Annotated in this window: 6 protein-coding genes and 3 pseudogenes; 2 read left to right on the plus strand and 7 right to left on the minus strand. The window is 58.9% G+C overall.

Annotation, left to right across the window (positions count from 1 at the left end; genetic code table 11):
* Positions 1-159: 159 nt before the first annotated feature.
* Positions 160-713, plus strand: a pseudogene (locus AAC640_RS15710) (trehalose-6-phosphate synthase); the annotation flags it as partial.
* Positions 714-937: 224 nt separating this feature from the next.
* Here the strand turns inward: AAC640_RS15710 and AAC640_RS18410 are convergent.
* From AAC640_RS18410 to AAC640_RS15720, 3 genes and pseudogenes are all read right to left on the minus strand, one after another.
* Positions 938-1,159 (minus strand): Tn3 family transposase, encoded by a 222-nt coding sequence (locus tag AAC640_RS18410; protein WP_459113011.1) that lies wholly within the window; start codon positions 1,157-1,159, stop codon positions 938-940.
* An 89-nt stretch (positions 1,160-1,248) separates the two neighbouring features.
* Positions 1,249-3,708: pseudogene (locus tag AAC640_RS15715) on the minus strand (Tn3 family transposase); the annotation flags it as partial.
* Positions 3,709-3,720: 12 nt separating this feature from the next.
* On the minus strand, positions 3,721-4,167 hold the full coding sequence (locus AAC640_RS15720) for a DUF4158 domain-containing protein (RefSeq protein ID WP_340267941.1): 447 nt from the start codon (positions 4,165-4,167) through the stop codon (positions 3,721-3,723).
* Between the two features lie 162 nt (positions 4,168-4,329).
* On the opposite strand from AAC640_RS15720, the pseudogene AAC640_RS15725 reads away from it, so the two are divergent.
* Positions 4,330-4,545, plus strand: a pseudogene (locus AAC640_RS15725) (SDR family oxidoreductase); the annotation flags it as partial.
* Positions 4,546-4,669: 124 nt separating this feature from the next.
* On the opposite strand, the gene AAC640_RS15730 reads toward AAC640_RS15725, so the two are convergent.
* The 4 genes from AAC640_RS15730 to AAC640_RS15745 form a co-directional block, all read right to left on the minus strand.
* Positions 4,670-5,851 carry an LLM class flavin-dependent oxidoreductase gene (locus AAC640_RS15730; protein WP_340267943.1) on the minus strand — a complete coding sequence of 394 codons (1,182 nt, stop codon included), beginning with the start codon at positions 5,849-5,851 and terminating at the stop codon, positions 4,670-4,672.
* A 49-nt stretch (positions 5,852-5,900) separates the two neighbouring features.
* Positions 5,901-8,438: a TonB-dependent receptor gene (locus AAC640_RS15735; RefSeq protein WP_340267945.1), complete on the minus strand. Its 2,538-nt coding sequence runs from the start codon at positions 8,436-8,438 to the stop codon at positions 5,901-5,903.
* Positions 8,439-8,602: 164 nt separating this feature from the next.
* Positions 8,603-10,840, minus strand: a complete 2,238-nt coding sequence (locus tag AAC640_RS15740) for a molybdopterin-containing oxidoreductase family protein (RefSeq protein ID WP_340267947.1) — start codon at positions 10,838-10,840, stop codon at positions 8,603-8,605.
* A 34-nt stretch (positions 10,841-10,874) separates the two neighbouring features.
* Positions 10,875-12,236: an MmgE/PrpD family protein gene (locus tag AAC640_RS15745; RefSeq protein WP_340267948.1), complete on the minus strand. Its 1,362-nt coding sequence runs from the start codon at positions 12,234-12,236 to the stop codon at positions 10,875-10,877.
* Between the last annotated feature and the right edge of the window lie 135 nt (positions 12,237-12,371).

A 12,371-nucleotide genomic window follows, 5' to 3' on the forward strand; every position in this document is an offset into this window, starting at 1 on the left:
CCCCTGCTGTCATCAATGGTGTCTTTTCTATCGGGGACAGATAGTGTCTTCTCTATCCGGCAGGAACATTCGGTGTAGGGGGTGGATTCTAAATCGAAGTGCGAAATCCCAGGATTTATAGGGGTTTGATCCCCTTTCCCGGAAGGCACAGGATGAACATTCCGCGGCTATGAACGATTGCTCGCGGAACAGCCTCATCTGCGGGAGAAAATCTTTCTGCTGCAAATCTCTCCCCCACACGCAGCGAGGTGCTGAGCTATCAGGACATTCGCCACAATCTCGAAACGCTTTCAGGGCATATCAACCGCGCCTATGCCAGTCCGCATTGGGTGCCCATACGCTATGTGAACCAGGGATATAGCAGGGCAGAGCTTGCCGGCATGTACCGGGCGGCGCGCATCGGCCTGGTGACGCCCCTGCGTGACGGAATGAACATCGTCGCCAAGGAATATGTGGCCGCCCAAGATCCCGATGAGCCCGGCGTCCTCATCCTGTCGATCTTCGCGGGAGCCGCCGCGCAGATCACCGGAGCGCTGCTGGTGAACCCGTACAGCAGCGAGGATATTTCCGATGCGATCACCAGGGCGCTGGAGATGCCCAGGGACGAACGCGTGAGGCGCTGGAAACAAATGATCTCAGACATCGAAACGCAGGACATTGCTTGGTGGCGCAAAAGCTTCGTTGGCCATTTGACCGGCGCAACAGCCGCCTGACACGCTTGATCATGCAGATACAGCCGGTCGAATGATTTGCGTTTCCTACCACGGGGCGAATAAGTTGCGACGTCCGTTTGTTCGCGGGGCCGTTGAGCAGACATGATGAATATCCATCAGACGATGTGCCGAACCATCACATCATTGTTGCTCTTCATGTCATTGGCGTCGCCTCAAGGTTTGTGCGCCAGACAACGATTTGGCGGACATAATGGGAACAATGGCTATGCCACACGTTTGAGGCGCGCCATGGGATCATTGAGGGTGCGGAATTCTCCGGGGGCGAGCGGTTTTGCCCGGTGCCAGAGATAGTCTCCGGTCAAGCTGATATGCGCCCAGCCCATTGGGGAAAGGTGGGCAAGGAGTGCGTCATCGAAAGGGGCGCCGGATGCTGTGAGGTGCTGGGCGGCCCTGTCCAGATAGGGGTTCTCGTGACGGCGGTGCAAAAAGTGCCGCTAAGCAACCCATTGGAATTGCTTCTATAATAGCGCGCCGCTCGCGGTAAGTGATTGATATCCCTCATTCTGGAGGTTTTTCATATTACGCTCCTGATCCCGGCAGCCGGCGGTTTCCCGCCCAGGAGCCGATCCCGGTGTGGCGAAACGTCAATGGTGATGACGCCTTTGGTGTTGATATGCTCGTGCGCATTGGGGGCGATGTGCATGATGTGATGATCCGGAAAGGCGTTCGGCATTCGCGCTCGAACCTCACCGATCCGGATCGCGTTCCACGTCATGACAAGGTTGGTAAGCAGTGTCAGGCCTGATGATATCGCGGCCATTTGCTCGGGCGTGCGGCCATGCCGTGCGCCGATCGGCCCGGAATAGATCGCGCGCTGCAGGGTGTGGACCGACTCGCCTTGGCTGAGCAACGCGTCATTCATCCCACGGAACGCCGGATCGCCAAGATAAGTGCCCAGGAAGCGGGTCAGTAACAGCCTGCCGAAGGCATCGCCTGCCTGAAACGCCTCATCGCCCCGCGCAGCGCTGCCAAAGCGGTCCAGAACGTAGGTCGCCGAACACCAGCCACTCTTGGTCGATGCCGCAATCCGCAGAAGCGGGTCCCATCCCCGGGTGATCGCGCTGGTTGAGACGGTCTCGCTCACAATTGGCCGCAGGCTGGCAGGTACATCGAGGCCACGCGGAAGATAGAGCTTGCGCTTGTTCATCCCGGCAAGCCTCGGGGCGAGATCAAATCCCACCAGATTGGCCAGCGCCATGCCGAAATGTGTGTGGCCATGCGTATCCACTGCGACACGGTGGAGGTCGACGGCTTCGTGGCGAAGAGCCCCCTCGATAGCGGCCCCGGCTTGCCGCCGGTTCAGAACGACGGCTTGGTCATGCAGGATCACCCATTGGTCGAGCACATGGGTGTAGGTTCCGACTGCCGGCGTGCGGCGCCGCGGATCATGGCGGGCTGTCCAGAGACGGCGTGTTGCATCAAGGCTCATCATGTCGGCCGATGCCTGAATCCCACCTCCCCACAGCTTGGTGACCGGAAGCGTCCTGAAATGATCAAGCACCAGGCGGTTGGCCCACGGCAATCGACCATTTGCCTCGATGCGGCGCATCATCTCGCCGACTGCGTCGGCTTCAATATTGAGCGTCATGCGCGCCATGTCGGCGGCAGTCAGATCAGAACCCAAGGCGATCAGGGCCGCGTAGAGGATTATGAGCTCATGCTCGCTTCGGGGCGTCCTGCCCAACAGGGCCCAGGAAAAATGCGTGGTGGCATCTATTGCGATCAGCAAGTCCGGTAATTGGATCTTTCCGACGCCGGCGAACAGTTCGCGACGAATGGCCTTGAGCCTTTCGTCTTCGGGAGCCGCCTTGAGTTTTGGAACGACCAATCGGTCGTTTTCGATCCGGATATCGCCCCTCGACACCGCCGCATCGATGGCTTTCAGGGCCGTCGAGAGTTCATCCTTGATCCAGCGAATGGTCGTTTCCGGCGTGGCTGACACGGCGAGGTTTCGCACGAACCGTGCTCGTTCCTTTTTCCATTGCGCCTTTGGGATCAGGCGGTCCTCAGGCGCACGATGTGCCAAACTGTGGTCGACGCTGGCCTGCCCATTGCGCAGCGAGCGTTTGAGCAGCATGAGCGTCGCCGCCCTATAGCCGCCAAAGGCGGCCTCGCGGTCGGGTTGATCGATGAGGAACGCCCACGTCCGGCCGAATGGATTGGGGGTGCCTTCCGGCAATCGCCCCATTTCCGAAGCCGCCACCCGGTCCAGTGTCGTCAATGCCTGCGCAAGCGGATGCGTCGACGGTAGGTCCAGGCTGATCGACGAAGCCGCGCGCAACAACTCGCTCGCACCTCTGCCTGCTGTCGCCAGTTCCCGCCGGACTCTGCCAACCTTCGTGGATGGACCGTGCGCGCCGGCCGGCAGGAACGGCGCCAACATGGTGCGCATCTGGTCGCGCACGACGGAAGCGGAGATGTTCTCGTCATCCACAAGGCTTGCCAATTGCAAGACCAAGGCTTGATGTCGTCGCAGTTCGTCCTCGACCGCCACCTCGGCGCGGGTTCTGGCCTGACGCCAGAGATCGGCGATCCGGTAGTCGATCATCCCCAGACCGTCATCCGTCAGACGCAGCAGTTGCAGACGTAGAAAGCAGGCTATTTCAACGGTCTTGCGCTCACCACGCATCCGCTTGAGCGTCGCAGGTTTGCGGTAAAGCATTGATCTCGCCTGTGCCTTCAACGTTCCGGCCGCTAAGCCAAGATGGAGCCTATCGGCCCCAACTTTCTTCAGAAAATCGATCTTCGCGATATGGTCGGCGAGGCCTTTGGTTTTACGGGACGCGGGACTGTCTCGAAGCCATTCCAACCGCGTCTTGCCGTTCGGCATCGTCTCCAACAGCTCAAGCGGCCAGGCCTTCGTCTGTTCTATCCCCACTGCGGCTACCGCGCCGGCCAACAGACCGCCATCGTAATGGCGCCGGGCGCCTGATGCAGAACTCCTCAGCCGTCGCGTTGGCAACTGGACATAGTGGTGATCACGGAGCTATGCGCGCGCGGCTTGTTCCAACTCGTCCACGAGGAATTTGTCGCCGGCCTCGCGCCGCAGAAAGCCATTCAGCGCGCGTTCCCCGTGCTCGGTGAGGTCGCGCAAACCCAGTGCCTGTTTCGCCGCGACCTGGTGCTCGAACAGCGTGCGGTGGCGGCGGTAAAGCGCGCGGATTGAGGCAAGCCGGGGCGGTGCAATCCCAAGCTCGGCACCGAGATGAGCCAGCACTTGCGGCGGGATCATCTCCACGGAATTGAGTGGCGCTCCCGTGAGGCGCAGAAAACCAATCTGCAGCGCCACGCCCAACCGGTTTAACGGTCGCCGGCGGCGGTGGACGGCTCGCCGATCATCCTCGGAAAGCGAGAAAAAGTGCGCGACTTCGGGTTCGGCTAAATTCTCCGGAAACCGTTCCCAGCCAAGATATTGTCGAAACGGCGCATCCACGACTCGGCCCTCCCCGGAAAGAGCCTACACTCCACTGGCTGAAGGTCGAAAAACCTCACTGCCAAACGATATCAAAGGGTTACAATTTTCTTGCATATTTTATCGCTATATTTCAATAACTTGCTTAGCGGCACTTTTTGCACCGCCGTCACGAGGACCCCGACAGAGGCGTTGGCGGAAGAATTGAAAGGCAAGCTGCGGGTAAACGCTGTATTGCCCTCGATCATCGATACGCCAACCAACCGCGCGGACATGGGTGATGCCGATGCGGACAAATGGGTCAAGCCGCAGGAACTGGCGCAGGTCATTGCCTTTCTTCTTTCCGAGCAGGCATCCGGCATCACCGGCGCAGCCATTCCCGTGACGGGCAGGGTTTAGAAATAATCCCCCTACCCCACGGCCAGCTATTATCGATCGCCCGCGCCGCGTACGACGCTTGCCCTGACAACCCCGCGCCTGCGAATCTGGAGTCTGGATAGCGGCCAGCGGATTTACAAACCTATCAGGCGCAAGCCGCTTTGGCGGCGGGCAGTACCTCGTTGGCCAACAGCCGGTATGACGTCTCAATTTCAGGGTCTTTGGAAAGGGGCAGGAATAGCGTCAGACGGTCAACACCAAGCTTCGATAGGTGGCAGATGCGCCTGATACAATGTTCCACCGTTCCGACGATGCCGAACTGATCGATGAATTCGTCATCAAGAACATCAATTTGAGCCCCGCCTTTGCCATGGGTATTCATATTATATACCTGAGCCAGTTTCAGCATGATTTCCACCTGGCGTTCCGTAGCCGGCCCTATCACGCGTTTGTTCATCACGGAAAACCGGGCCATGGTAGCAACTGTCGCGGCGGCAAGCCGGCGCGCGACCGCCACGTCAGGATGCGGGACGACGCAGACATAGGCTCCGATTTTCAGCGCGTCAGCGCTGCGGCCATGGGCAGCAGCTGCCTTTCTGGCGATGTCGACCCCCCAGCCGATCCGGTTCGGCTCGGCCGCAAGGCCCAAGATCACAGCATCCGCGGCGCGCGCAGCCGCCTCTATCGCCTTGGGCCCCGTTGCGAACGCTTCAAGCGGCACCTTTGGCATATCGAAGTCGGCCAGCCATTTAATCCTGCTGCCGGCGGGGCCGGTGCCAATGGCGAGATTGTCGAAGCCACCCCGCGCCCCGGGAACCAGAGAACTGGCCACCTCCATCGGAACATCTTCGTCGCGAAGATATTGCTGCAGAATTGCAAGATGTTCTTCGAACCGCCCAATCGGCATCGGCGATGCACCGACATAGGCCAGAGCGGAATCGCCGCGTCCCACCCCAAGCACCGAACGGCCTCCCGAAATCAGCTGCAACGATGATGCCGCCGATGCGGTAACCGAGGGATGGCGCGTGATGGAATTCGTCACGCCCGTCGCCAGCTTCACCCGAGCGGTCGCTTGCGCGCAAAGCGCAAGATACATCCACACATCCGGGAACATGCACTGGGAATCGACCATGGCCACGCCATCCCAGCCGGCAGCCTCCAGCCTGGCAGCTTCCCGCGCTCCCGCGCGGGGATCCTTGGCTGTAAGATTTGTCCAGAATTCAATCGGCTTGGCCATCATGTTCCTCTTTGGCATTGCTACGCGCAAATCCTCGGGAATATCGGTTGATCCACCGATACTCCCGAGGACCCGGTGACAATAACGCATCCACGTAGCCTAGCCATGCGGCAGATGGTCTGCCTAATGGCTGCAACGCTCAGAACTTGTAGGTAAACTGAAGAATCACCTCCCTGGGGCGGTTTGCGAACGCCCCGACGTCAGCGCGCGTTCCCGTTGCGAAACCTGAAGTAGTCCCAGTAAACGCCGTGTCGAAAGCGAGCGTCGGACGAAGTTTATCCGTTATATTACGTCCGATTACGGCAAGTTCCCATTTGTCGTCGGTATCCATTACCCGGGCCTGAAGATCAAAGAATTGAACAGCCTTTGATACCGATTCGGGGGAGAGGTCGCCCGCAGTATAGTAGGCGCTCTCAAACCTCATTCCGCCGCCAATTCCGGCCTTGAATGCACTGCTCAGCGGGAATTCATAGTTCGCATTCAAGTTACCCGACCAGGTCGGCGCAAAGGAAAGCGGCCGGCCGGCCAGGTCCTGCGAGGTGAACCGCCCCGAAATAGGAACGAGGTTGCATCCCTGAGAGATCGTCTGGCCGCCGTAGCAGGTCGCAACATATTTTGTGTACCTGGCCCGATTGTAAGAAAGCGCACCCGTAATGCTCAGGCCTTCAATATTGCCGGGATGGAAGGTGAAATCAGCCTCAATGCCGCGCACCCTGGCGGCTGCGGCGTTTTGCGTCGCGATCGTCCCGGTGGTCGGATTGACAGAGGACACCTGAAGATCGCTCACATCATAATTGTAAGCCGCCACGTTGATCCGCAGCGATCGGTCAAGCAGCCTGAGCTTCATGCCGACTTCGCCGCCTTCAGTAGATTCAGGCCGAAACGAGTTGGTTGTCGGCGTTGTGGTGATGGCGACCGTCGGTGTTGCAAATCCACCGGACTTGAAACCCTGCCTGTATGATCCGAACAAGGTGATGTCCTGGGTAGGCCTGTAATTCAGGCTGATCTCAGGCGACCAGTCGTTCGACTCGATCTCGCTCGGCGTGAACAGGAAGGTTTTGTCTATCCCCGTCAACTTGGAAGTAATTCTCTCATGCTTACGCTCGTTTGTATAACGCACACCTCCGGACAGTTCGAGATTTTCGAAAATTTTGTAGGCGATCTGCAGGAATCCGGACTTTGTGGTGCCCTTGAGCGAATACCAGTTGTTGTCGAAGCGCCCGATGGCCGCACCCGGCGCACCCGGCCCGCGATAGGCGCTAGGCCGATAGTCCAGATCCGCGTCCTGAAAGTAGGCGCCGAGCGTAAAGTTCAATGGTCCGTCAAAGCTGCTCGCCAACCGCAGTTCCTGAGACAGGTCACGACGATTGATCGGCAGATGCAGGACGACATTGGAGACAGGACCCGAATTCAGGTTAAGGCCGCTATATTTACTCTTATAATATCCGGTAATAGAACTCAGAGTCAGATGGTCAGATATCCCATATTCGATATTGAGACTGCCAAGATACTGCCGGGTTTTGTCATAATCCCCTCCCTTGAATACCGGATCGATGGCGGCAACGGTGGGCGAGACGCTGCCCAATGGATTCGTTATGCGATTCAACGAGCAGTCGAAAAGATTCTGCCCCGGGAGGAATTCCGGTCCGGCCATGCCGCCTGTCGGACAGGATATCCTTTGAAATTCATTGAAGGACGACGTGCCCGACACGTTCGCGACCGACATCTTTAACACCGCGGAAAAGTTGTCGACAGGATTGAAGGCAATGGTAGCGCGACCGCCCCATTCTTCACGGTTAGGCGAGCGCCTCGACGGAGGGCCAAACACGACACCGGGAGCATAATTGGTCGGAAGAGGATTACGGAAATACCCTTCCATATGATCATAATAGCCGGCAATTCGTACACCAAGACTATCTGTTACAGGACCGCCAATAGCCGCTTCCGTCCTTATTTCGTCAGCAGTAAGTTCGTAGAACGTCCGAATATAGCCACTCAGTTTTGGGCCTGGGCTTTCCGAAACGAAGGAAATGACGCCCGCAGGACTGTTCTTTCCGAAGAACAGTGCCTGTGGTCCCTTCAGAACCTCGACGCGAGCAAGATCGAACTGGCCTATGCGAAGGCCGATGGCATTTGAAACCTGCACGCCATCAATATTGATTGCGACAGCCTGATCCGAAGAATTGGTGATACCGCTGCTGATACCCCGGAGAGCCAATACGCCGCCGGTAACCGACGGACCCTGGCTGATTTCCAGTTGAGGAACGAGCTGGCTGATCTTGTAGACGTCGACGGCCCCCTGACTTGCAAGCGTATCTCCGCCAATTGCGGTCACCATGACGGGTACCGCCATGTCGGACTCTGCCTTGCGACGTGCCGTCACAATGATATCTTGCAGATCGTTGCGCGTTTCGGCGCCAGCTGGCGCCGCCGGCTGATCGGCCGCTAAGACAACAGGGCCAGTACCGCCGGTGCAAAATGCTGCAACTCCGACGAGTAGTTTCCACTTATTCATTTCCCCTCCTCCTCTTAATTCAGGGATTATTATTTTCTTGGACGATATCGATCGAAAGCTGTCGCCGATATTTATAATCGCTAATAATAAAGGAACAGGATGATGATCCTGCACAAGCCAATGCACCTTGACAATTGAAAATTGCCACCCACGCGTCGGCATTACATTTGCGATTGAATGCGATCGTCTGCGCATGTTTCTTGCGACGAATCTGCGACAATGCCCATTTTTGTTAGCGCTGGCAAATCTGTGTAGTGGAGTTCTTTTGATACGTAAGGGGCGTATTCCAGAATTTGGAACGACCTGTTTCATTCGCGGTCAAGTCGTCACGGCATCTTTTCAATTCGTACAGCTATTCCGTTGAGCGTCGACATGCCGGCGAGCGGCTCAACGTCGTCCATACCCTTCCCTGCCAGTATATTGGAGTTCACGCCGCCGGCGCCGTTCGCACGCTTCCAGCCGCCCTGATGACCCCAGCCATGCGGCAAGGCGATATTGCCTGGCTTCATATGCGGCGAATATTTCGTGAGGACTTCAACCTTTCCGGCGGGCGACAAAATTCGCACCATCTCGCCATCCCCGATGCCGAGTGCCTTTGCGTCCTTGGGGTTGACATGCGCATAATGTCGGCGGCGATCGCTCATCAGCGAGGGAACATTGTGCAGCCAGGTATTTTGCGACAACAGCTCGCGCATGCCGATCAATCGCATCGGCCATGCAGGATCATGGCGCCAGGCCTTCAGTCTTTCGATTTCGCTCACCAGTTCGGGCAAGGCAAGATTGATGCGGCGATCTTTCGGAAGCAGTCCGGTCGGCAAGTCCGCGCGCAGGGATTGTCCGTGCGGCTTGCGGTTCAATAGCCGACGCACCGACAATCCGCCGCGCCGCTTTCCATATCCGTCGCCTATCTGGCTTGTGCGCAGCAGGAAATCCACGAGCAGCATCGGCGTTGCCGCAATGCCGACCTTTGCAAGTCGCCGCAGCCATGGGCTTGCATAAGCTCCGCCAAGGCCAAGGCGTCGGCACAGATCGTTCATGATGCGCCATTCCTCCCTTGCCGTACCTTGCGGCTTCACCACCGATCGCGTCGCCCACAAGCTCGGGCGAAGCTGGGAGAACAGATATTTCGTCGCGATGTCCGGCCGCTCGTACATGCTTGTTACGGGCAGGATGTAATGAGCGTGGCGATTGGTCTCATTCACATAGAGATCGAGCGAAAAGCACAGGTCCAGCTGCTGAAGGGCGTCGACATACTCCTCCCCTGCCGCCCCGCTTGAATGGACGGGATTGCCGCCGACGATCATCAGCGCTCGAACCTGTCCGTCGCCGGGCTGCCTGATGTCGTTGATCAGGGCGCGGGACGGGTACCAGCCAGCTACGTTCGGGAGCCCGTCTGCCCGACTGCGGCTCGGCACCGGGACCGGATCGCCTGTGACCAGCCGACTGCTACGGACAGGCAGTGACGGCAGCGCCATGCCGCCGGCCACATCTATATTGCCGGTCACCAGAAGGAGCAGATTCTGGAGCAGGTTGTTCAGCGTGCCGAACCTCTGCGTGCAGGTGCCGGTACGGCCGTAGAGCACTGCTGCGGGCGCAGCCGCGAAGTCCCGCGCCAATGCCGCGATGGTCGCGGAATCGACCCCGCAATGTTCCGATGCCACGGCCGGCGTCACGTCGTTCACCAATCTGGCGAGTTGGTCAAAGCCGCTCGTATATTGCGCGATGAAATCGTGGGCGACAGCATCATTGCGGATGATTTCATTCAGCATCGCCAGCAGCAACCATGCGTCGGTACCCGCGTTCAGCGCCATATGATCGAACGCCTGAGCCGTTTCGGTGCGCCGCGGATCGATGACAACGATCCGACCTCCTCTTTCGACGATCGAGCGCAGGCTTTCGCGTATCAACGGTTCGCTGCACAGGGAGCCGTGCGATATGAAAGGGTTGGCGCCGATCACGATCGCGAAACTGGTGCGCCAAAGATCGGGCTTGGGCACGGTCCAGACGGACCCATAGAGCAATTCGCAGGCCTTGAGGCAGGAAGCGGCGTCTTCGGCGTTCGCGCTGTAGCTCCACCTGACGCCGAGCAGCTTCTGAAACTGGCTCAGCCACATCCAGGCGGAAAAGGAGTTTGTCGGCGGATTGCCAAGGAAAGTGGCAAAGGCTTCGGGCCCATGACGGCTCCGGACAGATTTGAGCTTCGTCGCGATTTCCCCCAGCGCCTCCGCCCAGGAAATTTCGACGAACTCGCCCGGCCCGCCGACGCGCTTCAATGGCTGGATTACCCGGTCAGGATCATAGGTCGCTTCGACCGCGCCTTGCGCCTTCTTGCAGAAATGTCCCCGCGAGAGGACATGGTCGGGATCGCCCTTCACAGAAATAAGGCGCCCGTTTTCAACTTTGGCGATCAATCCGCATGTCGCTTCACAGACACGGCAATAGGTGTAAACCTTTTCATTGCCTTGAGCGGTTGCGGACCCAACAGAGATCACCTTATCCTCTCCTTCTCCCGCCGATCTCTTTTCTTTGGCGGGGACATATTTCAGTCCATTCCGATTTCGCATGTGCAATCGGTTCGATGGCTCCGAACGGGTTCGCCTATTCCACCCTGACGTCGCGAAGCAGATCGCCTAGGGCAACACCATGATCGAGTCCGGAAACGCCGTTCAGGACCCTCCTGGCCGCGTCGGCACCGATCACGGGAACTGCCAGACTCAAGAACTTGGATTCGACCCTCTCCCCCTGACGGAAGAGGTCGCCCTCGACAACGCCGGTATCATGATCGGCCTCGTGCAGGGCGCCGGCGTTCGTCTGAATGATCACCCGCGCCGCACCGCCCGCAGGCATGTCCCCGTAAACCGACACCCGTTGCCGCATGGCCGCAAGCTCGGGATCGGAGGCGCTCTCGTCCGAAAAGGTCTCAAGGGCCGAACTGTCCCGACGGTAAAGGGCGAGCGCGGCCGCGTGCCTCAGACTGAACTTGGCTTCAAGGCCATTGACCGGATCGGGAATGTTACATGCCGTAAGGTGGCCGGGCGCAACATGAATATCCACTGCCGCCACGGCGTCCGCCGACAGATCGGCCTGATCTCGCAATCTGGCGATGCAGTCTATGGTCGAATGAGTCATGTAACAGGCTGCATGATATTTGAAGAGCGTCTTGACGATCTCAGTGCCCGGCGGAGGAATAACGGGCGACCGGGACGGCTCCAGGCTAAGAGTGGAGATGAAGCCTTGGTCAGCTTCCAGCACGCCGGGATTGGCCGTAAACCCTCGCGCGGCCAGTCGTGCCGCAAATACACCGTTGGCGGCAGCCTTCCCGGCATGCAATGGCTTGGCCATACTGCCGAACATCGCTTTCAGCCCCGCGCTCTGCGTTGCGGCCACGCCGATCGCGTGCACCATCCGCATCTCATCCAGTTCGAGCAATATGCCGGCCGCGACCGCCGCGCCGATGGCTCCGATCGTTCCCGTCGCGTGGAATCCCATGGCATAGTGGGACGGCGCCACCTGGGCGCTGACAATGCAGGCGATCTCATAACCGGCAATATAGGCGGTCAGCAAATCCCGGCCGCTCTTCCCCTCGGCCTCGGCCACGGCGAGAGCGGCCGGAAATATCGCCACCGTGGGATGGCCCTGCATGGTGCGGTTGACGTCATCGAAATCGAGCGCGTGCGACGCCACGCCATTGGCGAGGGCCGCATCCCTTGCCGACAGGCGGCAACGTCGGCCGATCACCGTGCAAGGGCCTTCGCCAACGGATTCGAGTTCGTCAGCCAATAGCCTGGCACAGTCTTCCCGGGCGCCGGGCAGGGCGACGGCTAACCAGTCCACAATGCATTGCTTGGCCACCGTCAGGACATCAGCCGGCATGGCGGCGTCGCGATAGCCGATCGCGGTTCGCGCCAATAGCCTTGTAAGACCCGCATTAGCAGGCCCAGCTTCATTGCCGCTGCTCATGTCGTCGGCCTCCTCCCCTCGAACAGGTTCGCTGGGGTTGCAGGCATATGTAGGAACTCGCGCAACGGCGTGAGTGGTGTCTCCGACACAGTCGCTCTCCATATGACATGGCTATTATCGTGTCCGCCATTGTAG

Origin of the sequence: Sphingobium mellinum, from assembly GCF_037860795.1 — a bacterium.
Classification (GTDB): Bacteria; Pseudomonadota; Alphaproteobacteria; order Sphingomonadales; family Sphingomonadaceae; genus Sphingobium; species Sphingobium mellinum.

What these genes read in the sequence shown, in the direction of transcription:
- AAC640_RS15730 (WP_340267943.1), bottom strand. Translation starts at nt 5,851, where the DNA reads ATGCGTTATTGTCACCGGGTCCTCGGGAGTATCGGTGGATCAACCGAT.
- AAC640_RS15735 (WP_340267945.1), bottom strand. Translation starts at nt 8,438, where the DNA reads ATGCCGACGCGTGGGTGGCAATTTTCAATTGTCAAGGTGCATTGGCTT.
- AAC640_RS15740 (WP_340267947.1), bottom strand. Translation starts at nt 10,840, where the DNA reads ATGCGAAATCGGAATGGACTGAAATATGTCCCCGCCAAAGAAAAGAGA.
- AAC640_RS15745 (WP_340267948.1), bottom strand. Translation starts at nt 12,236, where the DNA reads ATGAGCAGCGGCAATGAAGCTGGGCCTGCTAATGCGGGTCTTACAAGG.